The 25,890-nt window shown below is 69.1% G+C and carries 24 protein-coding genes; 13 read left to right on the top strand and 11 right to left on the bottom strand.

Translation table 11 applies throughout. The annotated features are described in order from the left end of the window. Positions 1–138, top strand: a 138-nt coding sequence (locus ACFYO0_RS22290) for an acetyl-CoA carboxylase biotin carboxyl carrier protein subunit (protein WP_388678599.1), incomplete at its 5' end; no start/stop codon positions are given. Positions 139–197: 59 nt separating this feature from the next. Continuing rightward, complete coding sequence (locus tag ACFYO0_RS22285) at positions 198–1,034, top strand: LuxR C-terminal-related transcriptional regulator (protein ID WP_388678559.1); 837 nt, start codon at positions 198–200, stop codon at positions 1,032–1,034. Positions 1,035–1,115: 81 nt separating this feature from the next. Here the strand turns inward: ACFYO0_RS22285 and ACFYO0_RS22280 are convergent, their stop codons facing one another. Next, complete coding sequence (locus tag ACFYO0_RS22280) at positions 1,116–1,706, bottom strand: TetR/AcrR family transcriptional regulator (protein ID WP_388678556.1); 591 nt, start codon at positions 1,704–1,706, stop codon at positions 1,116–1,118. Positions 1,707–1,751: 45 nt separating this feature from the next. Here ACFYO0_RS22280 and ACFYO0_RS22275 point away from each other — a divergent pair, with 45 nt between their 5' ends. Continuing rightward, positions 1,752–2,153 (top strand): hypothetical protein, encoded by a 402-nt coding sequence (locus ACFYO0_RS22275; RefSeq protein ID WP_388678554.1) that lies wholly within the window; start codon positions 1,752–1,754, stop codon positions 2,151–2,153. Positions 2,154–2,658: 505 nt separating this feature from the next. Here the strand turns inward: ACFYO0_RS22275 and ACFYO0_RS22270 are convergent. The 3 genes from ACFYO0_RS22270 to ACFYO0_RS22260 all read right to left on the bottom strand — a co-directional run bounded on the left by ACFYO0_RS22270 (position 2,659) and on the right by ACFYO0_RS22260 (position 5,145). Further along, positions 2,659–3,405, bottom strand: a complete 747-nt coding sequence (locus ACFYO0_RS22270; RefSeq protein WP_388678551.1) for a hypothetical protein — start codon at positions 3,403–3,405, stop codon at positions 2,659–2,661. A 604-nt stretch (positions 3,406–4,009) separates the two neighbouring features. Next, complete coding sequence (locus tag ACFYO0_RS22265) at positions 4,010–4,225, bottom strand: DUF397 domain-containing protein (RefSeq protein ID WP_388678548.1); 216 nt, start codon at positions 4,223–4,225, stop codon at positions 4,010–4,012. Then, entirely contained in the window at positions 4,222–5,145 is a 924-nt protein-coding gene (locus tag ACFYO0_RS22260; protein ID WP_388678546.1) for a helix-turn-helix domain-containing protein, read from the bottom strand. Before ACFYO0_RS22260 ends, ACFYO0_RS22265 begins: the two co-directional genes overlap by 4 nt. A gap of 147 nt (positions 5,146–5,292) precedes the next feature. On the opposite strand from ACFYO0_RS22260, the gene ACFYO0_RS22255 reads away from it, so the two are divergent. Continuing rightward, positions 5,293–5,796, top strand: coding sequence for an ATP-binding protein (locus ACFYO0_RS22255; RefSeq protein ID WP_388678543.1), 504 nt, complete (start codon positions 5,293–5,295; stop codon positions 5,794–5,796). A 296-nt stretch (positions 5,797–6,092) separates the two neighbouring features. Here the strand turns inward: ACFYO0_RS22255 and ACFYO0_RS22250 are convergent, their stop codons facing one another. Both ACFYO0_RS22250 and ACFYO0_RS22245 read right to left on the bottom strand, forming a co-directional pair. Continuing rightward, positions 6,093–6,464 carry a hypothetical protein gene (locus tag ACFYO0_RS22250; RefSeq protein ID WP_388678540.1) on the bottom strand — a complete coding sequence of 124 codons (372 nt, stop codon included), beginning with the start codon at positions 6,462–6,464 and terminating at the stop codon, positions 6,093–6,095. Positions 6,465–6,764: 300 nt separating this feature from the next. Beyond that, a complete protein-coding gene (locus ACFYO0_RS22245; protein ID WP_388678537.1) occupies positions 6,765–7,847 on the bottom strand; it encodes an alpha/beta hydrolase fold domain-containing protein in 1,083 nt (360 codons plus the stop codon). A gap of 580 nt (positions 7,848–8,427) precedes the next feature. On the opposite strand from ACFYO0_RS22245, the gene ACFYO0_RS22240 reads away from it, so the two are divergent. Beyond that, the gene (locus ACFYO0_RS22240; RefSeq protein WP_388678535.1) at positions 8,428–9,144 is read left to right on the top strand and encodes a hypothetical protein; all 717 of its coding nucleotides are present in this window, start codon (positions 8,428–8,430) and stop codon (positions 9,142–9,144) included. 268 nt (positions 9,145–9,412) lie between these two features. Here the strand turns inward: ACFYO0_RS22240 and ACFYO0_RS22235 are convergent, their stop codons facing one another. Further along, positions 9,413–9,802, bottom strand: coding sequence for a TetR family transcriptional regulator C-terminal domain-containing protein (locus tag ACFYO0_RS22235; protein ID WP_388678532.1), 390 nt, complete (start codon positions 9,800–9,802; stop codon positions 9,413–9,415). Positions 9,803–9,837: 35 nt separating this feature from the next. Here ACFYO0_RS22235 and ACFYO0_RS22230 point away from each other — a divergent pair, with 35 nt between their 5' ends. After that, positions 9,838–10,542 (top strand): MMPL family transporter, encoded by a 705-nt coding sequence (locus ACFYO0_RS22230; protein ID WP_388678530.1) that lies wholly within the window; start codon positions 9,838–9,840, stop codon positions 10,540–10,542. On the opposite strand, the gene ACFYO0_RS22225 is transcribed toward ACFYO0_RS22230, so the two are convergent. Further along, the gene (locus ACFYO0_RS22225) at positions 10,463–11,701 is read right to left on the bottom strand and encodes a helix-turn-helix domain-containing protein (RefSeq protein ID WP_388678527.1); all 1,239 of its coding nucleotides are present in this window, start codon (positions 11,699–11,701) and stop codon (positions 10,463–10,465) included. The genes ACFYO0_RS22230 and ACFYO0_RS22225 overlap by 80 nt on opposite strands. Before the next feature lie 281 nt (positions 11,702–11,982). Here ACFYO0_RS22225 and ACFYO0_RS22220 point away from each other — a divergent pair, with 281 nt between their 5' ends. The 3 genes from ACFYO0_RS22220 to ACFYO0_RS22210 all read left to right on the top strand — a co-directional run bounded on the left by ACFYO0_RS22220 (position 11,983) and on the right by ACFYO0_RS22210 (position 17,022). After that, entirely contained in the window at positions 11,983–13,512 is a 1,530-nt protein-coding gene (locus tag ACFYO0_RS22220) for a class I adenylate-forming enzyme family protein (RefSeq protein ID WP_388678525.1), read from the top strand. Positions 13,513–13,633: 121 nt separating this feature from the next. Continuing rightward, positions 13,634–15,445, top strand: a complete 1,812-nt coding sequence (locus ACFYO0_RS22215) for a DUF3556 domain-containing protein (RefSeq protein ID WP_388678522.1) — start codon at positions 13,634–13,636, stop codon at positions 15,443–15,445. 119 nt (positions 15,446–15,564) lie between these two features. Beyond that, positions 15,565–17,022 (top strand): phytoene desaturase family protein, encoded by a 1,458-nt coding sequence (locus ACFYO0_RS22210; protein WP_388678520.1) that lies wholly within the window; start codon positions 15,565–15,567, stop codon positions 17,020–17,022. A gap of 83 nt (positions 17,023–17,105) precedes the next feature. Here the strand turns inward: ACFYO0_RS22210 and ACFYO0_RS22205 are convergent, their stop codons facing one another. Next, positions 17,106–17,741, bottom strand: a complete 636-nt coding sequence (locus ACFYO0_RS22205) for a TetR/AcrR family transcriptional regulator (RefSeq protein WP_388678517.1) — start codon at positions 17,739–17,741, stop codon at positions 17,106–17,108. Positions 17,742–17,977: 236 nt separating this feature from the next. Between ACFYO0_RS22205 and ACFYO0_RS22200 the strand changes: the two genes are divergently transcribed. From ACFYO0_RS22200 to ACFYO0_RS22190, 3 genes are read left to right on the top strand one after another with little or no spacing between them, the layout of a single operon-like run. Then, a complete protein-coding gene (locus ACFYO0_RS22200) occupies positions 17,978–18,781 on the top strand; it encodes an SDR family NAD(P)-dependent oxidoreductase (RefSeq protein WP_388678515.1) in 804 nt (267 codons plus the stop codon). Between the two features lie 42 nt (positions 18,782–18,823). Further along, complete coding sequence (locus ACFYO0_RS22195; RefSeq protein WP_388678513.1) at positions 18,824–19,945, top strand: DUF5938 domain-containing protein; 1,122 nt, start codon at positions 18,824–18,826, stop codon at positions 19,943–19,945. 11 nt (positions 19,946–19,956) lie between these two features. Next, positions 19,957–21,513: a long-chain fatty acid--CoA ligase gene (locus tag ACFYO0_RS22190; RefSeq protein WP_388678510.1), complete on the top strand. Its 1,557-nt coding sequence runs from the start codon at positions 19,957–19,959 to the stop codon at positions 21,511–21,513. Positions 21,514–21,861: 348 nt separating this feature from the next. Here the strand turns inward: ACFYO0_RS22190 and ACFYO0_RS22185 are convergent, their stop codons facing one another. Then, the gene (locus ACFYO0_RS22185; RefSeq protein WP_388678507.1) at positions 21,862–22,329 is read right to left on the bottom strand and encodes a winged helix-turn-helix transcriptional regulator; all 468 of its coding nucleotides are present in this window, start codon (positions 22,327–22,329) and stop codon (positions 21,862–21,864) included. Between the two features lie 91 nt (positions 22,330–22,420). On the opposite strand from ACFYO0_RS22185, the gene ACFYO0_RS22180 reads away from it, so the two are divergent. Further along, positions 22,421–22,921: a PaaI family thioesterase gene (locus tag ACFYO0_RS22180; RefSeq protein WP_388678504.1), complete on the top strand. Its 501-nt coding sequence runs from the start codon at positions 22,421–22,423 to the stop codon at positions 22,919–22,921. A 187-nt stretch (positions 22,922–23,108) separates the two neighbouring features. Here the strand turns inward: ACFYO0_RS22180 and ACFYO0_RS22175 are convergent, their stop codons facing one another. Next, positions 23,109–25,799: an FG-GAP-like repeat-containing protein gene (locus ACFYO0_RS22175; protein ID WP_388678501.1), complete on the bottom strand. Its 2,691-nt coding sequence runs from the start codon at positions 25,797–25,799 to the stop codon at positions 23,109–23,111. Positions 25,800–25,890 lie beyond the last annotated feature (91 nt).

Genomic DNA, 25,890 nt, shown 5'->3' with positions numbered 1-25,890 from the left:
GACCTGATCGTCGTCCTGGAGGCCATGAAGATGGAACAACCCCTGAACGCCCACCGCTCAGGCACCATCAAGGGCTTGACCGCGGAGATCGGCGCCTCCGTCACCTCCGGCGCCTTCATCTGCGAAATCAAGGACTGACAACACCGCACAGGCAGGCGCGGAGTCGCGTCGGCGATGACCGAACAGGAGGGACAAACATGGCGAGTTCAAGGCTCGGCCTCGGCCATAGCGAGGAATCCGGCGGGGGAGACGAACTGGAACAGACATTGCTCCGGATGCGGGCACTGGTCGACGACGCGGTCTCCAAGACCCGGCACCGGGCGGGCGCCGCCCAGGGCGCGCTGACCGTGGTGGCTGATCCCAGCAATGAGCGGATTCGGCGGAGCGCCGCGCGCCTGATCTCCACCGCGCGTCGCTCGGTCTCACTGGCACTGCCGTGTCGGGTGACCATGTCGGAGGCCCTGAGCAGCCTTCTCGACATGCTGCGTGAGATCTCCGCCGCTGGTGTCGGAGTCCGTGTGCTCGGCGGTCCGGGGATCCTCGACGACCGCAATGTCCGGCGTCACCTGGCTCCCTTGCCCCCACGGCCGGCCTTCGACGTCAGGATCTCGGCGCATCAGCACCAGGAAGTGCTGATCGTGGACGGGCGGATGGCCCTGATGCGCGCCGAGTTCGGAGTGGCAGGCCCGCAGGCCGTGACCATCCGCGTTCCGATGGTGCTGCGGGCGCTGGACACCCTGTTCACGGGCGCTTGGTCCAGTGCGACACCGGCGCAGAGCTACCGCCGGGTCTCCGCACGCGGCCGGACCGAGATCGCCCGCCAGGTGCTTGGCTGTCTCACCTCGGGAAACACCGATGAGGCCGCCGCCCAGAGCCTCGGCCTGTCGGTCCGCACCTATCGCCGTCATGTCGCTGAGCTGATGCAGGAGTTGGGAGCCGTATCCCGCTTCCAGGCCGGAGTGCACGCGGTCGAACTCGGCCTGCTCACAGCGGAACCAGCGAGGCATGACTGCGCCGCGGCATTACCGTGCTGAGCGCTCCGCTGGAAGAACGATGATGAACTTGCGGGCCCGTGGGAGGCTTGTCGCGCAGTTCCCCGCGCCCCTGACGGGGCGCTATTCGCGCCGGAGAAGTGCATCCATGGTCTCCTCCACGTACGCGGGGAACTCCTCGCGCGACGGCAGCGCGGACGGCACGGCATGGCCGAGCTGGGTGTGTCCCAGATAGAAGCTGTACGCCATCAGCCCGCGCCGCCGCGCCTCGTCCTCGGCGAAGCCGAGTTCGGTGAAGAGCCCGGTCAGGTAACCGATCCGACGCTCGGTGACCTGCCGCAGGGCGGCGGCGACCTGAGGGTGGTCGGTGCTGGCGAGCAGTGATACCTCGAGCGGATCGGCGGTGTCCGGCTTGGTGATCTCGGTGAACAGTCTGCGCAGACGCTTCTCCGGGTCCGGCTCGGTCTCCACGGCCGTGATGATCTCCTCGGTGTCCGCCTCGATCCATCGGGTGAGAGCGGCCTCGATCAGTGCCTCGCGATTGCCGAAGTGCCAGTAGAAGCTGCCCTTCGTGGCGCCGAGGCGGGCAGCGAGCGGTTCGACAGCCACCGCCGCGAGGCCGCCGCCTTCGCCAATGGCGGCGAGCGCGGCATCTGCCCAGTCGCGGGCGCTGAGCCTGGCCTTCTTGGTCTGCTGCCGTTGCACCATGTCCATACGCTACCGTATGGTTTTCCATACGCTAGCGTATGGAGGTACGTGATGCTCAAGGACAAGCCCGTAGCGGTGGGGTTTCCCGAAGGCGCCCGACTGATCAGGACAGCCGTGGACCGGCCCGACTATCAGGACGCGTACGCCATGGAGCTGCGGCCGGGAATGCCGCGCGATCCGGCGGCCTGGACGGGTATCCTGCGTGACGCCTTCCCGATCGCGGCGCAGCAGGACGGCGAGGCGCTCATGGACGTGAGCACAGCCGGTCTCGACGCCTGGGCCTCGATCGTCATCGACGAGAAGTACGTCACCCTCTGCAGCTCGGTAAAGACGAACGCATGGCGATCCAGGCTCTACTGGGGTGCTGTGAAGAGGGTCCACCCCTTCATGGCCCGCGCCATGATGGTCCGCACCCACCGCAAGCTTGCTCTCGCCGCACAGAACGCCGCGTAGGTGCCCGGAAAGGCGTCATGGGCGAACATCAGTGACCGGGCCGCGAGCAGGGCGCCGGGAAAGAAGGCGTTCCTTGATCGATTTAAACGCCGGATGGATCCCGAGGGGAAGCTGCCACCGGAGCTTCGCGAGCAGCTGGCGCAGAGCGCAAGGACCGCGTACATGCTCCGACTAAGTTGGGCTGACGCGTCTGCGTGACAGCCCCCGTCGCTGCTCCCGGGAGGCTGACGCACTCGCGCCTCGTTGGTGATGTACCGGAGGCGCTGCTGCGCAGGCGTGGAGGAGGTCGGGAAGTGTAAGTAGCCGTGGTGGGGGCCATCCTGCATGTTTGTGCAGGTCGTAGCGTTGTGGCGATTGTCCCCGGCGTACAGCCCGACTCGTCTGCCACCAAGGCCCCTTCTCACCGGCCACCCGGCGGCGCCTCCGGCAGGGGTGATCCGCGCGGCCCGCGACTGATCGCGTGGCCTACGGCAGACCCGTGGGGCGCGCCCGTGGGCGCCGTCGCTCAGCTGTCCGCCGACGGGGTGCGGTCCTCCTTCTCCCCACCCCAGGGGCCCGGGAAGCCGCCGCGCCAGTCGCGCCGGTCACGCGAGTCCGAGTCCTTGTCCTCCAAGGTGCCCGACACGGCGTAGTCGGCGGTGAGGTCGCCGTCGGAGCGGATGCCGGTCAGGTAGACCGTGTCGTCCTCCTTCAGGTCGTCCGCCCCGGAGTCCGACGTGCGGTCCATGCTGCGCACGCGGGTGTCCTCGTCCACCGTCCACGTCCACTCGGTGCCGTCCTCGCTCTTGACGGTGACCTGGTCGCCGTCCACCTTCTCGACGGTGCCCCGTTGCCAGGCCCGTACCACCCACTCGTCGGAGTCGGGGTCCTGGACGGTCGACTCGCCGTGCACGCCGCCGCCCAGCCCGAACCACGGGCCGCCCCGGGGGCGGTCGCGGGAGTCGTCGGAGTCGTCGGGCGACGGGGGTGCCGAGTCGGAGGCAGCCGCCGCGGGCGTAGTCCCGCCGGAAGGCTCTCCCGAGGTCGTGGCGTAGGCGACCCCGCCGCCGAGGGCCAGCACGGCGACGGCGGCCACTGTGGTCACCGTCCGCGCCCGGGCGGGCTGCCGCTGCCACCGCTCAAGCGTGGCGGCGAGCGCCCCGGGCTCCCTCTCCGGCCCGGCCGGACCGGAGAAAACCTCCCAATCCGCGTCGACGCCCGCGCCCGAGTGCGGGTCGTGGCCGGGGTGTTCCTGGTCCGAGTCGTGCGTCACAGCAAGCTCCCATCGACTGGGCGGCACCTGGCATCTCCGGTGCACGTCTCGCTGTGATTGTCGGAGGCGAGCGGTAAGGAACCAGTAATAAATGCCTATGAATCCGAGCTTCTGCGGGAGCCGGTCGAGATCTGCCGGTTCGCCCGGACTGCACTGCAACCGCTCCTTTTCAGCGGTTGACGCATGAGGTGGATCGGCGCTGATGGCCGTGTCTGCGGCGGGAGTTGAGCGTTCGGCACGCCGTGGAGACGTCGCCGTGGATCCGTGTCGGATGGGCTGGCCCGGGCGCGCGGGATGTGCCCTCCATTCGTGAACGGGGCGCAGGTGAGCCCCGGCGGCGGACACGGAATATGAGGACAGGTAAGTCCGTTGGCCAATTGCGGAAAGCCGGTGTCCGTCCATTTTCGCCGGTAGGGAGACGTTGACTGCACACCTCGGGGTGGGGAGTCACAAGATCTTGGATCGGCTCAGGTCGGGGTCAGTCGGCTGCTTGAGTCGTCCGCGTTCATGCCGTACCGAGGAAGCAGGGACAGAAAGGCCTAGGACGCCGCGTGAGCCCTGCCATCCGAGAGGAACCGGCAGGGCTCACGTGACCGTACGAGCGTCAGAGACACCGCTCCAACGGGGCCGACCCGACGAACCCTGCCCACGCCTCACGTGACACCGTGACGACGGGTCCGGCGACGGCCTTGGAGTCCCGGACGTGCACAACTGCCGTGCCGGTCGCGATCTCTACGCACTCGCCGCCCTCGGCTCCGCTGTAGCTGCTCTTGATCCAGACGAGGCCGGCGGCGACGGTCGAGGACTCAGCGTTGTTCATAGCGATCCCAGCAACCCTTCGATGAGCTTCAGTGACTCTCGCGGACTGAGAGCCTGCGATCGGATGATCCCATAGCGTGCTGCGGCGAGGGCCCCCTGTTCCGGGTCGGTCTGCAGGGCGCTGGTCCCCTGTGCCTCGGCGTACACGAACTTCTTGCCGTCCTTGCGTGTGACGACGGCGAACGGCCCGTCCACGCCTGCGCTTTCTTCGCAGTCGAGCGGCATGACCTGGATCTCTACGTTCCGCTTCTGGCCGATCAGGAGCAGGTGCTCCAACTGCCCCCGCAGCACGTCTTTTCCGCCGTATCGGCGTCGCAGCACCGCCTCTTCGATCACGAAGCTCAGCAGTGGGGCGGGCCAGCGGTCGAAGATGTCCTGGCGGGCCAGTCGCGCCGCCACCCGCAGCTCAATGGTCTCCTGGTCCAGGACCGGGCGTCGCATGGCCAGCACCGCCCGCATGTACTCCTCTGTCTGAACCAGTCCGTTGAGGACCAGCGTGCTGTACGAGAGCAGCTCAATGGCCTCCTTCTCCAGCGCCGCCATCCCCCGAAAGAACACCGGATACTGAGCCCGCTCCACCTGCTCGATCCACAGGCACAACAACCCATCGCCCCGCAGCACCTGGTCCGCCCGCTCGATGGTCCGCGGCAACGGAATCCTTCGCCCCTGCTCGAACGACGCGATCGTCGAGGCCGAGTAGCCGAGTCGCTTCCCGAACTCCTCGCGCTCCAGCCCCGCCCGGACCCGTAGCGTCTTCATGGTCTGCCCGAACGCCGTGACGACGCCCCGCCCGGCCTCGTCCTGGGGTCGCAGCCCACCCCCGTCGTCGCTCTCCCAACCATCCCCGAGGTTCACGACCGCTCCACCGTCACCGCCCGGAACGGACTCCGCTCCCGCGGCCTCACTCGTACGCTCTGTCATCAGCTACCGCCTCCCCAGCCCAACGCCCCGGCGGGGGACGCCGTCACGCCGCGCGCCTCGTACCCGCACACACGCGGCGCGTACAACCGGTCCACGTCGGTGCGTTATGACTGGTCACGCTACGCCACCAAGGGGACCGTGGTGACCATGACGACGAAGCCCGACAGCCCCACCAGCACCACACAACTCACACCCCCTGCCCCGGACTTGAGCCCCGTTCCCCAACCGGCTGACCGCACCTTCGGGATGTGCTTCACCTCAACACCCCGCGGAGCCCGGCTCGCCCGCCGCCTGGTGGCCGTCCGGCTGGACGCCTGGGGCATCCCGTACGGCACCACGGCCCATGACGCGATCGTGCTGATCACCGCCGAGCTGACGGCGAACGCCGTGACGCACGGCCGCGTGCCCGGCCGGGACTTCCACCTGCGTGCGCACGTCCCGGCCGACGGTCGCACCGTACGCGTCGAGGTCACCGACACCCGCGCCGAACGCTTCCCGCGGCGCCCGGCCGTGCCGGACCCGACCCGCACGGGGGAGTCGGGCCACGGCCTGCTCCTCGTATCCCACCTGGCCACCCGCTGGGACTGGCATCCGCGCCCGGACGGCCCGGGCAAGACGGTCTGGGCGGAGTACGGCCTCCCCGGGGAGTGAGGAACTGACGCGGTCAGCCGAGCTCTTGGCCGACCAGCCGGTCCAGCATGTGCCGGCCATCCCGCTCGACAGCGCGGTTCGCAGAAAGGAACCGGACCGAGCGGGCACTCACTGGGCTGAGGCTGCGCGGACAGCAGGTGTGGGCTCGCCGTCACCGTGTTCGCTGATATCGGGTTCCGCCCGGCGAAGGGGGCCGGGGGCATCGAGGGTGGCTACTTGCTCGGCAAGAACCCGACACCACCGCGCAGCGGAACGTTCGTGGTCGGCGTGCGCTGACCGGCGCCGGTTGTGCGCGGTCACGACAGCAGCATTCGCGTCCCCGCCACGGCCAGGATCGTGCAGGCGAGCGTGAACAGGGTCTGCACGACGGCGGTGACCGGCATCCTCAGGCGGGTGTGCACGACGGCGCTGGTCGCCGCCACGGCGGGGACGCCCCAGATGGTGAGCCACATCAGGACGGGGACGTCGCGGGAATGCACGGTTGCGGAGGAGCGCGGCGCCTGTGTGCCCATGCCGACCATGAAGAGCAGCATCACGGCGACGACGACGATGACCGCGTCCGCGATCAGGAACAGCAGGGCGACCACGATGTCGATCAGCCAAGAGGGGCGTTCGCGGGCCTGGGAAGGCGCCGGGGTGTCCTGGTCGTCCTGGGGCGGTGAGGCCATGAGTCGACTGCACCACGGAATGGCCTGTTCGGCATCGTGCGGGGCCGGACAGGGATCCGATCGTGACGATCGGTCACCTCGAGCACCGGGGCCGTCGTGGCTCAGGACTCCTGCCGGCTCGCTCCTAACCCGCACCATGCTCGGCCTCGTTGCGACCAGCCCGGTGTGTGATGACGCGGGTCGCACAGGAGGCGCCCAGGATGACGATCGAATGGGGCTCAATGGGGACAGCGGCCGGTCCTGCAGGCCACGCAAGGGCAGGACCGGCCGTCATGGCGTCCGCTGTGCGGTCCTACGGTGCTAGCGCAGGTGCCTGTTCAGGAACGTGATGATGGTGTTCCAGGTCGGGGTGGCCGGGTGGTCGGGTGTTGTGTGGCCGCTTCGGGCGGTCTCGCTGTAGGCGCCTTCGCGGACCGTGTCGTCGGTGAGCATGTCGAAGAGCGTGCCGTGGGCTGCCTTCGGGAAGGAGTACATGCCTGTGTCGTGGCCGTCGGCGGCCAGCTTCTCGAACAGCAGGCGGCCCTGGTGGTAGGGGACGAGGGCGTCCGGCTCACCGTGGAAGATCAGAGTCGGCGGGATGGGCCTTTTGCCCACGTAGGTGAGCGGGTTGGCGGCGGCGACCTTGTCGGGGCATTCCGTGATGGTGCAGCCGAGGACCAGCGACTCGGGCGAGCGTGGGTCGTTGTGGCAGCCCGTGATCCTCATGATGGCGTTGAACTCCTCGCAGTTGTCCGGCATGTGAGCGTCCATCTGGAGGAAGTCGGTCGGCGGGTAGAACGGGATGGCCGCCTGCACGGCGCTGGAGGGACCGCTTATGCCGACCTCGCCTTCCATCGCGGGGTTGTTGCTGGTGACGGCGGCCATCGCGGAGGTCCAGCCGCCGGACGAGTCGCCCATGATCGCGACGCGCTCGGGGTCGAGGTTGTACTTCTTGGCGTTGGCGCGCAGCCACCGGATGGCGGCCTTGATGTCGTGGAGCTGGGACGGGAACCGGGCCTGGGAGCTGGAGCGGATGGACACGCCGGCGACGGCGTACCCGGCCGGGTTGAGTTCGGCGGCCACCTTGTCGGCGTCCCGGCGTCCGTTGTCGGCCAGCCAGGCGGAGCCGCGGGTCGAGATCACCAGCGGGACGGGCTGCTTGGAACGGGGCACGTACAGGTCGAGCAGGTGGCCCTCGGTGCCGGCGGGCTGGGCGGGCGCGTAGGCGAGGTTCTTGGTCACCTGTACCTCGGGAGTCTTCGCGGTTGTGGGGGAGGGGGTGGCTGCCCCTGCGGTCGTGACGAGGGCCGTCGCTGCGGCCACCGCTGTGGCTGCCGTCGCCAGCGCCAGGGGAACGCGCCGCGAGGGCGACCGTCCTGACGATGAGCGTATGCGCAAGTGCATAGGGCTAGCTCCTTCTCGCGTGGGGGGTTGGAGTGAGGAGTAGACGGTCGCAGGTGTTCGTGTGGTGAAAGTTGGTTCACCCTTGGCTGGCACGTGAGTGTCGGTTCGGGACGGGCGATTGTCAACGGTGCTGGGTGGGCGTCAGTCGTTTCACGCCGTCGGAAGCCCGCGGTCAGACGCGGATCGCCGATTGCTATGTGCCCGGGGTCGCTGAGGGAGGGGGAGGCACCTCAGTTCCGACAACTCGTTGTCGCGGGGGCGAAGTGCGGTGGCGGTGTGGTCGTCGAGGGTTCCGGCGTCGAAAACGAAGGTGATCTGGTCGTCCCATGGACCGTGGGGTGGCACCCAGTCGACGACAAGGACGGCCCTAAGCGTGATGGTCAGCCGGGGGTGGGCCTCGTGAACTGCTGCCTCCCACAGACCCGCTCCTCTTGAGCAGCCAAGGATCATTTGAGCCCGAGACGGTGCCCTGAGCGGGGCCAAGGCCGACGAGCGCGAGACGCTGCTGGAGCTGCTCACTGCCGAACCGCAATTGGCCGCCGCCCTCCCCGGACAACGTAGGTGTGGTGGAGTGGACGCCATGACCGACATCGAGACGATCACGGTGCCCCGGCTTCTGCGGGGGTATCCCGGGGTGGCGTTCGGCGGATACATAGCGGGGATGCTCGCCGGGCGGGCGGCGGCCAAGACCGTACGGGTGGACTTCCGACGGCCGACCCCGGTTGAGGTGCCGGTGGGTCTCACGGAGACCGCCGATGGCGGGGCTGTGCTGACCGGTGCGGACGGGGTGCTTGCGGTGGCCACGCCCGACGAACCGGACCTCGAAATCCCCGAACCGCCCTCCTGGGACGAGGCATCGGCGGCAGCCGAGGCGTACCGCGCGGCTCCGCCGAAGGGGGCTGTGGACTGCTTCGGGTGTGGACTTGACCGCACGCCCGACACCGGGCTGCGCTTGCACTGCGGAGTCGTGCCAGGACGGGAACTGGTGGCCGCGGCGTGGACGGCCGGGCCCGCAGTCGCCGACACGGAAGGGAACCTGCGGGCGGAGCTGGTGTGGGGGGCGCTCGACTGCCCCGGGAACGCGGCGGGTCGGCTGCGGGGGAGGTTGCGGGAGGGGGCCGTGACGGCCTCGCTCACGGCACGGCTGCTCCGGCCGGTGCCGGTCTCCTCACGGCTCGTGTCCTACGCGTGGGTCATCTCGGAGGTAGGACGGAAACACCAGATGGGTGTTGCTCTGGCCACGGCGGGGGGCGACATTCGCGCGGTCGCCTCCGCGCTGTGGGTGGACCTTCGATAACACCCCGGCGTTGGCTGAGTGCCCGCGAAACTGTCCAGATCGTTCACGCTTTTCGCAGGGTGGGTGTCGCCCCGTAAGCGGCCGGGCGACACCCCGGCCGCCGCGCTGTGCAGGTTCTTCGCGGCCAGGGCGAGGCCCTCCGTCTGGGAGTAGGCGGCGTCCTGGCCAGTGCCTGTCACCGCGCCGATCGGTAGTGGCGGCCGCGGCCGCATGACTGTCAGATGTGCCTGGTCTACGAGTTCGGAGTTCGCTGCGGCTTCGTCGCTGCTCAGAGCCCCTGAGGCGTCGCCACCCCCCGAAGCAGGACCTGTGTGGCCTCCCACAATGCGCTCTCCAGATCGAACGGAGACCTGGCCAGGGTCCAGCGCAGCACCATCCCGTCGATCATGGATGCGAAAGCCAGGGCGGCAAGGTGCGTGTCGGGCTTGCGTGCGCCGGAACTGCTCATTTGGGCCAGCAGAGTTGCGATGTGCTCGACGAACTGTTCGTGATGGGAGTCGAAGCAGGTACGGATGTCGGGGATGGTGCGGGCCAGGGCGAGAAGTTCCAGGGCCAAGGGAGCCCGGTCGGGGTTCTTCGTCAGGTCGCTGGCGAATGCACGCACCAGATGCTGCAGGCGGTCGGCGGCCGGTGTCTCGCTGCCCATCACGGCCTGCATGGCGTCGGCTTCGTGTTGGCGTCGGTGTCGACGTCATGCTGACCGGTTCCAGCGCGCTGAACGCCGCCGTGATCGAGCAGGAGGACAAGGACCTCGCACGTGCCGAGTCCATCGGCGTGCCCATCGCGCTGCTCGTGCTGCTGGTCGCGTTCGGGACCCTGGTGGCGGCCGGCCTGCCGATCCTGCTGGGCGTGGCCGCGCTGATGACGTCGTTCGGAGTGCTGGGCGCGCTCAGTTATCTGACGAGCTTCGACACCTTCGTCCAAGCCGTCGTCACCATGCTCGGCCTGGCGCTGGGCATCGATTACTGCCTGTTCATCGTCACCCGCCAGTGTGAGGAGCTCCAGGCGCAGCCCAACCGCCCGATCGCGCAGACGGTGGGCGCCACCATGGCCAGCGCCGGCAAGGCCGTGCTCTTCTCCGGGTTCACTGTGCTGATCTCGGTCGCTGGTCTGCTGCTCGTACGTGCGCCCGTGTTCCGCTCCATGGCCTTCGGCGTCATGGTGGCCGTCGCCGTCATGCTGACCGTGGCCATGACACTGCTCCCGGCCGTACTGGCCCTGTGCTTCCCGGGCCCTTATGGGGGCCGGCGCGGCGGCGACCGTACCGCACGCCCTGTCGCTCGCGCCGAGCCTGGCGTCACCGGCGGGCACCGCGCTTCTATGCGCCCTCGGCGTACCGGATGCCGAGCTGCGCGCAGGCCCGCAGGGCCACCTCGATGTCCAGGCGGTTCTCGGTGAGCGGGTGGCCGAGTATCTCCTCGGCCTTGCGCACGCGGTAGTGGACCGTGTTCTTGTGGATGTGCATACGAGCGGCGGCGTCGGTGAAGCTGCCTCGTGCGTCGAGGAAGACCTGCACGGTCTCGCGCACGCGGACCGTGGCCTCGTCGTCGCGCATGAGGTCGCCGAGGACGCGACCGGCCCAGGCTCTGACATCGGTGAGGTGATCGACGAGGAGGCCGACCAGCGCGACCTGGGAGTGGAGGACGAGCACGCGGTCCGGGTCGGCTCCGGTGGCGGCGACGTCGCGGGCACGCTGCGCGTCCCGGAACGTCTGACGGAATCCGTCGAGTCCGGACGACGGGTCTCCGATGGCGATACGGAGCGTGGGGTGCTCGCGGAGTTCGCTTTCGAGCCGGGGGAGGTCGAGGGCCGGCTTGCCGGTGGAGGAGATCCACGCCCAGCAGGTCTGCTCGTCGGCGGAGATCGTCAGCGGCGCCTTGCCGGTGGCCGCGCCCAGCATCGCCGCGCCCGCGCGGAGTTGGACCGAGGCGAGGCCGGGTGAGCCGGGCCCGCTCCAGATGATCGCGGCGAGGTGCCAGCCACGAAGAGACGTCGACAGCATCTTCTCGGCCGAGGCGAGGTCGAGTCCGTCGGTGTCGAGCACGGCGCGGACCTGGGCGGCGCGGGTCGCGTCGGAGCGGGCGTCCCAACGTCTGCGTTCGTTCTCGTAGATGTCGATGACACCCTCGATGACCTGGTCGATATAGCTGTTGATCAGGAGCGCGATCCGGCTTGTCGCCGCCAGTGCCTCGTCCGTGGGCAGGTCGAGACGCCGAAGGGCGGTCATGGCCCACTGCAGGACCATGTGCTCGCCGAGGCGATAGGCACGGAGCAGCGCTTCCAGTGACAGATCGTGCTGGGCGAAGCGGCGGGCGTACTCGGCCGCGGCCGGCGGCACGGTGATGTCGTCGAGGGAGATGCTCAGCGCCAGCATGTCGAGGATGGCCGTCAGGTTCGAGGAAGTGCTCGCGACCATCAGCCGCCGTACGGCGTCGTCGTGGCGGAACTCGGGGATGACGTCGACGAACATCGAGGTCATCTCGCCGGTGAGGTGCTCGAGATCGGCCTGGATGCCCTTGGCGACATCCCGCACGACTCCGTCGGCATCGGGGCTCATACCGGGACGTTAGGCCAACGGTTCCTGTCCGGAAAGTGGCCGGCGGTGCGGCGGATCCCGCTGGGCGGGTTCACACGGGCGCGGAGCCCCGGCTGAACACGCCCGGCGCCCCGCCTGGAGCGGGATCCGGGGCGGGCGTTCGGCGACTTCGGGTCGACTTTGTGCCGGTGGCACAAAGCGGCGGGTCCGGGCTGGGGCGCAAGCCCATAGTCGGCCGCGTTCGTCCTCTCTACCTTTTTCCTCACTACCTTCGTCACGGTGCGACTCAATGGTGAGGAAACGTGCTGCATATCGCCGAATTGCCGGATGTCCGGGCCGCCCGGAATCCCACGGCCCCCTGTATCGGGGACGACCACGAGCAGCTGGGCAATCTGGAGTTCCTGGAGCGGGTCCGGACCGCGGCGGCTGTCTTGCGTGCTCACGGAATAGGAGCCGGGGATGTGGTGGCGGTGGTTCTGCCGAATCGCCTGGAACTCGTCGTCATCATGTTCGCGGCATGGCGGCTGGGCGCCGCTGTCACGCCTGTGAATCCGGGGCTGACCGATGCCGAGGCCCGCCATCAGATCGAGGATTCCGCGGCAAAGGTGGTGATCACCGACGACAGCGCCCGTGCCGTCGGGACGCTCGACGTGGCTACCGTCGTGGACGACTCGCTCGCGGCGGAGGGCGCGGAGGGCGCGGAGAGTGCGGAGGACACCGTCGTGGACGCCGGTGATCGGACAGCCGACGCTCTCGCCTTGATCATCTACACGAGCGGAACCACGGGACGCCCGAAGGGCGTGATGCTCGACCACGCCAACGTCGCCGCGATGTGCCGGATGATCATTGACACTCTCGGCCTGGACGAGACCGACCACAGCCTGCTGGTCCTGCCGCTGTTCCACGTCAACGGGATCGTGGTGAGCGTGCTGTCGCCGCTGCTGGCGGGAGGGCGCGCGACGATCGCCGGCCGGTTCCGGGCGTCGACGTTCTTCGCCTCGGTGGAACGTGCCCGGCCCACCTACTTCTCGGCGGTACCGGCGATCTACGCGATGCTGGTGTCGCTGCCCGACGAGGTGCGCCCGGACACCTCGTCGCTGCGTCGGGTGATCTGCGGGGCCGCGCCGATGCCCGCCGAGCTGATCACCCGGTTCGAGAACCGGTACGCCGTGCCGATCGTCGAGGGCTACGGGCTGTCCGAGGGCACCTGTGCCTCGACGCTGAACCCTCCCCCAGCCTCCGGCCGGGGGCACCCCCATCTCGCTTCGCTCGCCGGGCCGCGCAAGCCCGGCACGGTCGGGCTCCCGCTGCCCGGGCAGACCGTCGCCGTGATGGACGGCGAAGGCAACTTTCTCGACGCGGGGTCGGCGGGCGAGGTGGTGGTCCGGGGCCCGAACGTCATGCGCGGCTACCTCGGACTGCCGGACGAGACCGCGAGAACCATCGTCGACGGCTGGCTGCACACGGGCGACGTCGGGCGCTTCGACGCCGACGGCTATCTCGTCCTGGTCGACCGGATCAAGGACATGATCATCCGCGGCGGGGAGAACATCTACCCCAAGGAAATCGAGAACGTTCTGCACACCCATCCGGCGGTGCTGGAGGCGGCGGTGGTGGGCGCCCCCGATCCGGTGCTCGGGGAGGTCCCGGTCGCGCACGTCGTGCCGCTGCCGGGCGCGGTGGTCACCGCCGGTGAGCTCATCGAGCACTGCCGCGGCTCGCTGGCCCGGATCAAGGTACCGGTGACGGTCGTCGTCACCGAGTCGCTGCCGAGGAATCCGGTGGGAAAGATCGACAAACGGCGCCTTCGCTCCATCATCTTGAACTCTTAAAAGGATTCACGCCCGGCAATCACGCCCGGTGATCACGCTGAGTATTCAGGCTCTGTATTCACCCGGGGATTTCCGGGTGCGGGCCGTCATGCCCGAAAACGGCACACGAAAGGTGGGAACAATGGGATTCAAGACGGGTGACTTTCCGCCGGTGGACCTGGAGACGTTTCCGGAGAAGCCGCTTCAGGAACGCCTGAGAGCGCTGGCCCTGCACTGGGTGGAATACGGCTTCGGCACGCCGAAAATGATTCCGGCGACCTATGTGGTCAAGGTCCTCCTTCTCTACGTTCTCGGGGGTACGGCCCTGGCGACCTGGACCTCGGACACCGGCCCGTTCTGGGATGTCACGCACTGGTGGAACCAGCCGGTCGTCTACCAGAAACTGGTGCTCTGGACGGTCTTCCTCGAGACGGTCGGGGTGGCGGGGTCGTGGGGCCCGATCGCCGGCAAGTTCAAGCCGATGACCGGCGGCATCCTCTTCTGGGCCCGCCCCGGCACCATCCGGCTGCGGCCGTGGAAGCGGGTGCCGTTCACGAGCGGGGACCGCCGAACGGTGGGCGATGTACTGCTCTACCTGGCCTTCCTGGTGTCCCTGCTGGTGGCGGTCCTGATGCCCGGCGTGCCGAGCGCGTCGCTCACCGAGGTGCTGCCGGACAACACCTCCGGGCTGGTGCGCCCGTCCCTGCTGGTCGCGCCGATCGTGCTGTACGTGCTGAACGGCCTGCGGGACAAGACGGTCTTCCTGGCCGCCCGGGGCGAGCAATACCTGCCCGCGCTGGTGTTCTTCGCGGTCCTGCCGTTCACCGACATGGTCATCGCGGCGAAGCTGCTGATCTGCGCGGTCTGGCTCGGCGCCGGGATCTCGAAGTTCGGGCGGCACTTCACCAACGTCGTCTCGCCGATGATCTCCAACAGCCCCTTCGTCCCGGCGAAGTGGATCAAGCGGCTGCACTACCGTGACTTTCCCCGCGACGTCCGCCCGTCGAGGACCGCGACCTTCATGGCGCACGTCGGCGGCTCGACCGTCGAGATCGTCACCCCGCTGGTGCTGCTGTTCTCCACGAACCGCTGGCTCACCATCGCCGGGGTCGTGCTGATGGTCGTCTTCCACCTGTTCATCACCTCGACGTTCCCGCTGGCGGTGCCGCTGGAGTGGAACCTCCTGTTCGCGTACCTCTCGGTCTTCCTGTTCCTCGGCTTCCCGGCCTGGGACGGGTTCGGCGTCGGCGACATGTCCTCGCCATGGCTGGCCGCCGGAATCGCCGCCGGGCTGGCGTTCTTCCCGATCCTGGGCAACCTGCGCCCGGACCTGGTGTCGTTCCTGCCATCGATGCGGCAGTACGCGGGCAACTGGGCCTCCGCGCTCTGGGCCTTCGCGCCGGGCGCGGAGGAGAAGCTGAACTCGCTGCCGCACCGACCGACGAAGAACCAGGTCGACCAGCTCCAGGCGATGGGCTACCCGCAGGCGGTCGCCGAGGTCACCATGCAGCAGACGATCGCCTGGCGGTCGATGCACAGCCAGGGCCGCGGCCTGTTCTCGGTGCTGCTGAGGAACCTTCCCGATCTGGACCGACGCACCGTGCGGGAGGCCGAGTTCGCGTGCAACTCGCTGATCGGGTTCAACTTCGGCGACGGCCACCTGCACAACATCGACCTGATCAACGCCGTGCAGTCGCGGATCGGGTTCGCGCCCGGGGAGTGGATCATCGTCTGGGTGGAGTCGCAGCCCATCCACCGCGGGACTCAGCAGTACCAGGTGATCGACGCCGCGCTCGGGGTGATCGAGCGAGGCACGTGGAAGGTCGCCGACGCGGTCGAGGAGCAGCCGTGGCTGCCGAACGGCCCGATCCCGCTCGACGTCACCTGGACACGGGCGCAGCCGACGCCTGCGTCGGCGGTGCGGCCCGACGTGGCGGAACAACTGGCACCGTAGAACAACCGCATGCATCCCGGCCGAGTCGCAGGAAGAACCCCAGGAACAACCCCTTGGGAACAACCTCAAGGAACAACCCTGGGAAACCTGAGGAAGAACCCCAGGAAGGAGAGGCCGACATGAGCACAGCGACCGTGGTCGGCGCAGGCCCCAACGGCCTCGCCGCCGCCATCGCCCTGGCCCGGGCGGACGTACAGGTCACGGTGCTGGAGGCGGCCGACGAGATCGGCGGCGGCACGCGCTCCGGTGAGGCGATCCTTCCCGGACTGCTGCACGACCACTGCTCCGCCGTCCACCCGATGGCCGTCGGATCACCGTTCCTGAAGAGCCTCGGCCTGGCCCGCTACGGGCTGAAGTGGACGCTGCCGGAGATCGACTGCGTCCATCCGCTCGACGGCGGCACGGCCGGGGTGCTGCACCGCTCGGTCGCCGAGACCGCCGCCGGTCTCGGCGCCGACGGCCGGCGCTGGCGTCGGCTGGTCGACGGCCCGTCAGCGGCGTACGACACCTTGAGCGACGACATCCTCGGCCCGCTGCTGCGGATCCCACGGCACCCCGTGCACCTCGCCCGCTTCGGCATCCCCGCCCTGGCCCCCGCGTCGCTACTGGCGAAGATGTTCACCGGTGAGGAGGCCCGGGCGCTCTTCGGCGGAGTCGCCGCGCACGCCTTCCATCCCCTGCACCGGCCGCTCAGCGCCAGCATCGGGCTCGGCATCCTCACCGCCGGGCACCGTCATGGCTGGGCCGTCGCGGAAGGGGGATCGCGCCGTATCACCGACGCCATGGCGGCGCTGCTGCTGGACCTCGGCGGAAAGATCGAGACCGGTGTCCCGGTGCGGTCGGTCTCGGAGCTGCCGCCCACGGACGTGACCGTCTGGGACGTGACCCCCACAGCCCTGGCGGACATCCTGGGCGACCGGCTGCCGCCGCGGGTGGCACGTTCCTACCGGCGGTTCCGCTACGGCCCGGGGGCATTCAAGGTCGACTTCGCGGTCGACGGCGGAGTCCCCTGGACCGTCGAAGCGGCACGGCGGGCCGGCACGGTGCACGTCGGCGGCACGTTCGCCGAGATCGCCGCCACCGAGCGCGAGATCCACGCCGGGCGGATGCCGGAGCGGCCCTTCGTCCTGGTCGGGCAGCAGTACCTGGCCGACCCGTCGCGGTCGGCCGGCACCGTGCACCCCGTGTGGACGTACGCCCATGTCCCGAACGGCTACTCCGGCGACGCCACCGAAGCGATCACTGCCCAGATCGAACGGTTCGCCCCGGGATTCCGGGACCGGATCATCGGCACCGCCGTGCGCACCACGCCCGGATTCGCCTCGTACAACCCGAACTACGTCGGCGGCAACATCATGACCGGCGCCAAGGACATCCCCCAGCTGATCGCCGGCCCACGGCTCACCCTGCAGCCCTACGACGTCGGTCTGCCCGGCCACTACCTGTGCTCCGCGGCCACCCCGCCCGGCCCGGGCGCGCACGGAATGTGCGGCGCCCATGCCGCCGCACGAGCCCTGCACCACCTGCGCGGGTCAGCCGGTGGGCACGGGAGGCGCCGACGAACAGGACCCGGGTAGGCACAGGCACACGTCAGTGATCGCTGTCCCCAACTTCCGTGGGCAGAACATCCAGGGCGCCGGGCTCACGCGCACCTTCCGACTCACGCGTGGGGGACCAACCGCTCCAAGAGTTGTTCCACACCTGCCTGCAGATCGGCCGGGGCACTGTCGTGACCGGTCAGGTACCTGAGCAGTGCCTGCTGGAACAGCCCGTCGAAGAGTGCGTACGCCATCGCGGGGGAGGCTGCGGCGGGTGAGCCGACGAGTTCCGCGTACTGGCTGACGATGCGCCAGATCATCTGTTCCAGGCTCTCGTCGATCTCGAGGACATCGTCGCGGAACGACTCCTCGAACAAGGCCTGATTCCGGAGGTCGTACCACAGCCGGTGCATCGTCGCGTCCTCACGCAACGTGCCGGCCATCGCCGTGCCGAAGCCGTGCTTGAGCTCCTCGGCCGAGCCGGCGGTGATCACTATCCGGTCGTAGCGGGTGACGCACTCCGCCTTGTACTGCCGCACGCAGTAGGTGATCAGCTCCACCTTGTCGCGGAAGTAGTAGTGCAGGACGCCATGGGAGAACTCGGAGTTCTGTGCGATCTCGCGCAGACTCGTACGGGCATAGCCGAGCTCGGACAGGGTCCGCAGTGCGGACGCGGCGAGTTGGGCCCGCCGCTCGGCGAACTTGTCGACCTGCCGCCGGGAGATCCGATCCTGGTTCTTGCCCACGACCTGGGTCACAGCATGTCTCCCCGCCTACGTCGGCCCTTCCGCCCGCCCGCACCGTGCGGGTCCCGCACCAGGTTATCGCGGCCCGTGACCGGCTCCGGCAAAAATCTTGACGATCGTCCAAGGAAGTCTTGACGACTGTCAGAAGTGCCTACGCTGGCGTTGCGTCTCACGGTCCGGCCTGTCGGCCTGCGGCTGAGCGTGCGGCGCTGTCACGCAGTGCAGCCATCTCAATGAGGAGATGTTCCATGAGTGTGTACGACCTGACCGGACGCAAGGCCCTGGTGACGGGCGGTGCCCGCGGACTGGGTGCGGGGATGGCCGAGGCGCTTGCCCGGGCCGGCGCCGCCGTCGTCATCGGCGACGTCCAGGAGGAACTGGGCAAGGCGACGGCCGATGCGCTGAGGGAGTCCGGCGCCACCGCCGGGTTCGTCTCACTCGATGTGACCGAGGACGCGAGCTGGGAATCGGCCGTCTCCCAGACGATCGCCGAGCTGGGCGGCCTGGACATCGTCGTCAACAACGCCGGAGTCGAGCTCTCCGGTCTGGTCGTCGACCTCGACCCGGCCGACGTCCGCCGGATGCTGGAGGTGAACGTCCTCGGGACGGCGCTCGGCGTCAAGCACGCGTTCCGCGCGATGCGCCCCGACGGGCCGGCCGGCGGTGGCGGTGCGGTCGTCAACATCTCGTCGGTCGCGGCGACCATCCCGTTCCCCGGCATCGCGGGCTACGCCGCGACGAAGTCGGCGGTCGACCGGCTCACCCGGGTGGCCGCGCTGGAGTCCGGCAAGCTCGGCTACGGCGTACGCGTCAACTGCGTCTATCCCGGACTGGTACCGACCGAAATGGGCGCCAAGCTCGCGGCCGACATGGTGACCCTCGGCCTCTGGCCCAGCGCGGAGGCGGCCGTCGGCGACGTCATCGGCCTCACCCCGCTCGGCCGGCTCGGCGAGGTCGCCGACATGGCCGACGCGGTGGTCTTCCTCGCCTCCGACGGCGCCCGCTTCATCACCGGCGCCGGCCTGCCGGTCGACGGCGGCATGGGCATGTGACGGGCCCCTCGTCCCCTTCCTCCTCCGAAAGGACGTATGACCATGAGCAATGACAAGCCCGTCGTCGTCTACGGTGCCTCCGGTTACACCGGCCGCCTCGTCTGCGAGTACCTCCGCGAGTACAACGTCCCCTTCATCGCTGCCGGACGCGACAAGGCGCGCATCCAGGAAGTCCTCGACAAGGTCCCCGGCATCGACACCGTGGACCACGAGGTCGTCGAGGTCGAGCACGCTGTCGGACCGCTGACCGAGCTCTTCCGCGGCGCCAAGGTCGTGAGCAACATGGTCGGCCCGTTCATCAAGTACGGGCCGGAGGTCGTGGAGGCCGGCCTCGCGGCCGGCTGCCACTACCTCGACACCACCGGCGAGCAGGACTGGGTCCTCGACGCCCAGGCACGGTGGGGCGACCAGTACGCCGAGAAGGGCCTCCTGCTCTCCCCGGGCGTCGCGCAGATGTACACCACCGGGGAGATCGCGGCCAACATCTGCCTGGAGACCCCCGGACTGGACACCCTCGACATCCTCGTGCTGTGGAAGGGATTCCCGACGTACGCCTCGACGCAGACGATCTTCACCATCCTGAAGGCCGACTGGCACTACCTGGAGGAGAACCAGTACAAGAAGTGGGACCCGCTCACCGCCGTCGAAGTCGCCGTCCCCGGACAGCACGAAACGGCGCTGACCCTGCCGTGGGGCGGCACCAGCCACCCCGTGTGGTTCAGGAACGACCCCAGGGTGGCGACCTGCAGGGTGCTCGGCGGGGTCATGGACCGCGCCGTCATGCAGGGCGTCGTCGACACGGTGAAGATGGTCGAGTCGCAGATCAAGACCCTCCCGGCCGACCAACAGGACGCCGCCCTGGCCGAAGTGGCCGCCTCGGTCCAGGCCGGCATGCCACCCCGGGAGAACCCCCGGATCAACACCTCGGTGGACTCCGTGCACGCATCGGGCCCGCTTGGCCGCGCCCACTGCGTGATCCACGGCAACAGCAACTACAAGCAGACCGGGCTGCTCCAGGCATACGCCGCGTACTCACTGCTGCAGCAGCCGCCCCGGCGCGCCGGCCTGGCCTCGGCCTGCCAGGCCTTCGGCCACCGCGAACTGCTCGGCGTACTCAAGAGTTTCGGGCTCGTGCTCGACCCGGTGCTCACCGTCCACAGCTGAAAGGTGCTGCCGTGCGTCTGACCGACTACCTCGACAAGGGCGCCTCCCTGGGCCCCGGAGCGCCCTGCCTCACCACAGGGGATCGCACCCTCACCTATGGCGAGGTCCAGGAACTGTCCTGGCGGGTGGCCCGAGCCCTGGACCGGTCAGGCGTACGGCCGGGGGACAAGGTGGCGGTCCTGTCCGCCAACGATCCCACCGCCTTCTCCTGCGTCTTCGGTATCTCCCGGGCGGGCGCCGTGTGGTGCCCGGTCAACCCCCGCAACGAAGCCGCCGAGAACCGGGAGCTACTGGACCTCTTCGACTGCACCTGCCTGATCTTCCAGGAGGCGTACGCCCCACTGATCGCGAAGATCCTCCCGGACCTGCCGAAGCTGACCACGCTGGTCTGCCTCGACGGATCCCCGGACGGATCCCACGTCCTGGCCACGCCCTTCGCACGCTGGCTGGAAGGCCTGCCGGCCGAGCCGTGGGAAGCTTCGCCGGCCGACGACACCGTCATGCTCGTCGGTACCGGCGGCACCACCGGCAGCCCCAAAGGCGTCATGCTCACCGACCGGAACATCGAGACGATGTCGGCGCTGACACTGATGAGCTACCCCTTCGGCAGCCGCCCGGTCTACCTGGCGCTGGCCCCGCTGACCCACGCGGCCGGGGTGCTGTGCTTCCCCGTCATGACCCTCGGCGGCGAGATCGTCATCATGCCGACCCCCGACCTCACCGACTTCCTCGCGCAGATCGAACGCCACCGCGTCACCCACACATTCCTGCCCCCGACCCTGATCTACATGCTCCTCGGCCATCCCCACCTGGCGTCCACCGACCTGACGTCACTGCGCTGCCTCTGGTACGGCGCGGCCCCCATGTCGGCGGCCCGGCTGGCGGAGGCCATCGACCGGATCGGCCCGGTGATGGCACAGCTCTTCGGCCAGTCCGAGGCGCCGATGATGATCTCGACGATGGCACCCGAGGACCACTTCCACGCCGACGGCTCGCTCGCCGTCGAGCGCTTCACCTCCGCCGGGCGGCCTGCCCCGCTGGTGACCGTCGCCATCATGGACAGCGAGGGGCGGCTGCTGCCGCCCGGTGAGCACGGCGAGATCGTGGTGCGCGGCTCCCTGGTGATGGCGGGCTACTACAAGAACCCGTCGGCCACCGAGGAGACCTCCCGGCACGGATGGCACCACACCGGGGACATCGGCTACCTCGGTGCCGACAACTATCTCTTCATCGTCGACCGCGCGAAGGACATGATCATCAGCGGCGGTTTCAACGTCTACTCCGCCGAAGTCGAGCAGGCGCTGATGGAGCACCCGGCCGTCCAGGACTGCGCGGTCGTAGGACTACCGGACGACAAGTGGGGCGAGCGGGTCACGGCGGTCGTGCAGCTCCACCCTGAACACAGCGTCACCGACGGCGAGGTGCACGCCTTCGTGAAGGCCCGCATCGGCAGTGTCAAGGCCCCCAAGCAGGTCGAGGTGTGGCCGGACCTCCCCCGGTCGAAGGTCGGCAAGATCCTCAAGGGCGAGGTCAGATCCCGTCTGCTGCACAGGGGTTCGCATGGCTGACAAGCTGCGGGTGGCGGGGGTGAGGAACTGCTGCCGGTGTACTGAGCGAGAGTGACTTCTGGTGAGCGTGAGTGAGGCCAGGGCCGGATGCGGTTGGCTGGCGCTCGGCATTCGCGCCGGGACGGTCTTCCTTGCCGTGGGGTGCGTTCTTGGTCTCCGTTCTTCGGGAAGGGAACGCAGGTTCTCGGGTCGAATGGGTGACCTTTGCGGGCGGTGCTCGTTGACTGCCGTGTCCGGACCCGCCGGGGTGGCCAGCAAGCCCGGCAGAAGCGCGAGTTACCCCGTCATGGCCGAGGATGCCGCCCGGGCAGCGCTGCACGACGCCGGGATTCCGTACGAAGCCGTCCTTCAGGACCTGAGGCGGGCGCCAGGTCCCAGCCGGGCGGTGACTTCACGGGGAGTGAGGGTGGAGTGCTCCGCTGAGCACTCGACGACGACGCGGACCGGGGCGTCGCAGTCGGTGTGGCGGACGTCCAGAAGAGGTCCCTCGGAGCCGAGGGCGTACGTCTCGCCCCACTGGCTCAGTGCCATCAGGACGGGCCAGAGGTCCCAGCCCTTGCGGGTCAGGCGGTACTCGTTGCGGGAGCGACTGCCGGGCTCCTGGTAGGGGACCGTCTTCAGGATGCCGGCCGAGATCAGCTTGCGGAGGCGGTCGCTGAGGACGGCTTCCGACAGGCCGATGTGGCGGTGGAAGTCGTCGAAGCGGCGGACGCCGTTGACGGCGTCCCGCAGGATCAGCAGCGTCCATTTCTCCCCGACCACGTCGAGCGTGCGCTGGACGGGGCAGTTCTCCGTGCTCGCCTCAAGCCACTCCATCACGCCATCGTACGGCTCTGGCTTCGCCATTGACAGTCAGGTGCACAGATACTAGCTTCACTTGCAAAAGTCAGATGGGAAGGCCTCGGTCGTGGGACGAACACGTACGTACAACTGGGAAGATCCCGCGATCCTGGCGGAAGCAGCCGGACGTATGGCCGGCATCGACTTCCTGCGCGAGCTGCATGCGGGGCGACTGCCGGGGCCGCCCATCAACTACACCGTCGACTTCGCCCTGGACGAGGTGGAGCCCGGCAGGGCGGTCTTCTCCCTGACGCCGGGGGAGGAGCACTACAACCCCATCGGCAGCGTGCACGGCGGCATCTTCGCCACCCTGTTGGACTCGGCGGCGGGCTGCGCCGTCCAGTCCACCCTCCCGCAGGGCATGGCGTACACCTCACTCGATCTGACGGTGAAGTTCCTGCGGCGGATCACGGTGGACACGGGCACGGTGCGCGCCATCGGCACGGTCGTCAGCCAGGGCCGCCAAACCGCCCTGGCTCAGGCCCAGTTGGTCGACGCGAAGGACCGTCTCCTCGCCCACGCCACCAGCAGCTGCATGCTCTTCCCGGTGCCTCCCGCAAGGCAGTGAGCCAGCCGTTCACGGTGTGTGACCGGCGCGGCGGAGGGAGAACAGGGCGCAGGACCTCGATGACTGACGCCGGGTGCCAGGCCCCGGTCCAGGCGCCGGGGCCTGCGCGGGTGACGCACCAGGGTGGGGCCCTCCGTGTGGAGGACCCCACCCTGGTGATGCTCGCCGTGTCGTGTGCCGGCGGTGTCTACGGGGTCAGGGTCTGACCCAGGTGCGCGCCTCCGGGCGTGCCCAGCCCGTCGCGGCCGTAGTACACGCCCTTCGTGGTGTCGACGCCGGTGCTGCCCGAGTCCAGTTGCAGGATCGTGCCGTCGTACCCGTTCTCGCCCTCGGCACCGATCGCGAGGTCGGCGCGGCCCCAGCCGGAGAGGTCCTGGAGTACGGCCGAGGAGCCGAACTTGTCGTTGGGTTCGGTCCAGCCGGTGATGCCGGATGTGTCCTGGCTGAAGGAGCGTGCGCCGGAGCCGGTCAGGCCGGTCGAGGTGCCCTTCAGGAGCAGGGTCATGCCCGCGTTGGTCTGGTTGGCGCCGCTGCGGGTGATGTCCTCGTTCGGGAGGCCGGTGAGGACGTCCGCGTAGCCGTCGAGGTTGTAGTCGCTGGCCGAGACGGACCAGCCCATGGCGTCGCCCGCCTCGGCGGCGCCGGGCACACCGGAGGTGTCCTGGTGGACGGTGCGCATGCCGGTGGTGGTGAACCCGGTCGAGGTGCCGGGGATCACGGTGACCTGGCCGCCCTTGTAGGCGCCGGACTCGGCGGTGTACGGCTGGCCGATGACGATGTCGTCGTAGCCGTTGCCGTTCACGTCGGCCGCGGCGAGGGAGCGGCCGCCCTTGACGGAGAGAACGCTGACCTTGGTCAGGCCGGTGCTGGTGCCCTTGAACCAGGTGACCCGGCCGATGCCGGACGTGTCGCGGTAGTTGAGCGCCACGTCCGCGTAGCCGTCGCGGTTGAAGTCGCCGGTTGCGGCGTCGGTGTAGGCGACGGAGCCGGTCGCGGTGGTCAGCGTGCCGTACTGGGTGGCGCCTCCGGTCAGGCGTGCGTTCCAGTTGCCGCCCTTGCCGGTGCCGGCCGCGAACACGTCGGCCTTGCCGTCAGCGTTGAAGTCACCGACCGTGACGGTCGAGCCAAGTTTGGCGCCGGCCCGTGTGACGCCCGAAGTGGCGTACGAAAAGCCGGAGTTCAGGCCGGGGCCGTACAGGACGGTGACCGAACCGCGGTCGGCGTTGCCGGAGGTGTCGTCCTCGCCCGGCGCACCGATGGCGAGGTCGGCGTGGCCGTCGCCGTTGATGTCGCCCCAGGCGGTCGACGCGCCCCAGCTGTCGCCCGACTCGGAGCCGCCGGGGACGCCCGGGCTGGACTGGGTGAGCTTCACCTTGGAGCCGGCGACCGGCCCGTCGGTGCCGCCGGGGACGACGACGACGTTTCCGACGCTGCTCGAGGCCTTCGGCACACCGGCGACCAGGTCGTTGATGCCGTCGCGGTTGAAGTCGGCGGTCGGGATGGCTGAGTTCTTGCCGGCGCTCGCCGCGTACCGGCGGATCTCGGCGAGCTTGGAGTAGAGGTTGGCACCGGGGCATTCGGTGGCGAACGCGTCACGGTGGCCGGAGATCTGGTTGAGGGTGGCCGCCTGGCCGTTCTTCCACACGCCGGTGTCGCCCTTGGCGGTCAGCGTGACGGTGCCCTTCGGGTCACCGCCGTACTGGCCCAGCTTCCAGGCCGCGACGCGGGCCACCGACTCCTGGGTGGCGCGGGTCGGCTTGCCTGCCGGGATGCCCTTGGCCGGGTCGCCCTCGAAGTCGCCGAGCACGGCGATGCCCGTGGAATAGCTGTTGAAGCCGTAGGTGTGGGCGCCCATCACCGGCACGTCGATGCCGCCGGCCCGGCCCTCGAAGATCTGGCCGCACTTGTCGACCAGGAAGTTGTAGCCCAGGTCGTTCCAGCCGTTGGCGTCGATGTGGTACGCCATGAGGCCGCGCACCAGCGAGGCGGACTGGGCGCAGTTGTAGCTGTTCGAGCCGACGGTGTGGTGCACGAAGACGGACTGCACCTTGTCGTTGTACGCGGGCGGGTCGTCGACCTTCGACTCGTCCGCGCCCCACCCGGCCCGGCTGATGACGGGCGGCTGGGTGACGGTGGAAGGCGGGGCGGTCGGCTTGGTCTCGGTGGGCGGGGGAGGCGCCGTGTCGGTGGCCGTGGCCGTGTCGGTGGGGGTCGTGGAGGCGGGGTCCGTGGCGTCGGACGTGGTTTCCGCAGGGGCGGGGTCGGTGCTCTCGGACTCACTCGGCGCGGGCGCGGTGTCGGTCTCGGTGGGCTCTGTGGTCGCGGCGCCGGGAATCTCCTCGGCCACGTACGCGGCCGGTTCGATCTCGGTGCCGGTGGACTCGGACTCCGCGGCCGTCACCACACCGGGGTCGACGAGGTTGACTTCGAGTCCCTTGGGCAGCCCGGCACTTGTCGTGCCGTTCTCGCGCACGACCTGTACCTCGACGCCGTCGGACGGGCCCACCCACAGCGGCTCGGAGGCTCCGCGCGTCTTGGCGGTGGCGTCCTCCGGCGGGTCCAGATCGAGCTCCAGGTCCTGCCAGTCGGTCCACTCGCCGGTCTCCGTGCTGCGGGTGCGCACCTGGGCGGTGCCCTGGACCTTCTTGGAAACCTCGGTCCAGGAGACACCGAGCATCGAGAACAGCTCGGTCTCTGTGCGCGGCAGCTCGCGCCTGCTGTTGCCGGTGCCCTTCAGAGCCAGGTCGTAGACCTTCGCCGGCCGCTTGGCCCTGCCGGTCGCGGCGGGGTCATCGGTGGGGCCGGCGACCGCATAGGTCACCACGCCCGCACCACCCACGAGGACGGCACCAATCGTCAGCCATGCTCTTCGCTTCAAACTCAGCGGTGTGTACGCATGGGTCTTGCGTGGACTCAACTTGCCCCACCCCTAGGAAAAATGCCTCACAAACGAACCACCTGTCACTCAG

Origin of the sequence: Streptomyces sp. NPDC006365 (assembly GCF_042870755.1) — a bacterium.
Lineage (GTDB): Bacteria > Actinomycetota > Actinomycetes > Streptomycetales > Streptomycetaceae > Streptomyces > Streptomyces xiangluensis.
Note: the sequence above shows the minus strand (reverse complement) of the source record. Positions and strands in the feature narration are given on the sequence as shown.

Coding starts and splice junctions, on each gene's coding strand:
- ACFYO0_RS22260 (WP_388678546.1), bottom strand. CDS start 5,145: ATGACAGAGCGTACGAGTGAGGCCGCGGGAGCGGAGTCCGTTCCGGGC.
- ACFYO0_RS22240 (WP_388678535.1), top strand. CDS start 8,428: ATGACCGACATCGAGACGATCACGGTGCCCCGGCTTCTGCGGGGGTAT.
- ACFYO0_RS22195 (WP_388678513.1), top strand. CDS start 18,824: ATGAGCAATGACAAGCCCGTCGTCGTCTACGGTGCCTCCGGTTACACC.
- ACFYO0_RS22230 (WP_388678530.1), top strand. CDS start 9,838: ATGCTGACCGGTTCCAGCGCGCTGAACGCCGCCGTGATCGAGCAGGAG.
- ACFYO0_RS22250 (WP_388678540.1), bottom strand. CDS start 6,464: ATGGCCTCACCGCCCCAGGACGACCAGGACACCCCGGCGCCTTCCCAG.
- ACFYO0_RS22265 (WP_388678548.1), bottom strand. CDS start 4,225: ATGAACAACGCTGAGTCCTCGACCGTCGCCGCCGGCCTCGTCTGGATC.
- ACFYO0_RS22235 (WP_388678532.1), bottom strand. CDS start 9,802: ATGCAGGCCGTGATGGGCAGCGAGACACCGGCCGCCGACCGCCTGCAG.
- ACFYO0_RS22200 (WP_388678515.1), top strand. CDS start 17,978: ATGAGTGTGTACGACCTGACCGGACGCAAGGCCCTGGTGACGGGCGGT.
- ACFYO0_RS22275 (WP_388678554.1), top strand. CDS start 1,752: ATGCTCAAGGACAAGCCCGTAGCGGTGGGGTTTCCCGAAGGCGCCCGA.
- ACFYO0_RS22225 (WP_388678527.1), bottom strand. CDS start 11,701: ATGAGCCCCGATGCCGACGGAGTCGTGCGGGATGTCGCCAAGGGCATC.
- ACFYO0_RS22255 (WP_388678543.1), top strand. CDS start 5,293: ATGACGACGAAGCCCGACAGCCCCACCAGCACCACACAACTCACACCC.
- ACFYO0_RS22285 (WP_388678559.1), top strand. CDS start 198: ATGGCGAGTTCAAGGCTCGGCCTCGGCCATAGCGAGGAATCCGGCGGG.
- ACFYO0_RS22210 (WP_388678520.1), top strand. CDS start 15,565: ATGAGCACAGCGACCGTGGTCGGCGCAGGCCCCAACGGCCTCGCCGCC.
- ACFYO0_RS22215 (WP_388678522.1), top strand. CDS start 13,634: ATGGGATTCAAGACGGGTGACTTTCCGCCGGTGGACCTGGAGACGTTT.
- ACFYO0_RS22280 (WP_388678556.1), bottom strand. CDS start 1,706: ATGGACATGGTGCAACGGCAGCAGACCAAGAAGGCCAGGCTCAGCGCC.
- ACFYO0_RS22185 (WP_388678507.1), bottom strand. CDS start 22,329: ATGGAGTGGCTTGAGGCGAGCACGGAGAACTGCCCCGTCCAGCGCACG.
- ACFYO0_RS22245 (WP_388678537.1), bottom strand. CDS start 7,847: ATGCACTTGCGCATACGCTCATCGTCAGGACGGTCGCCCTCGCGGCGC.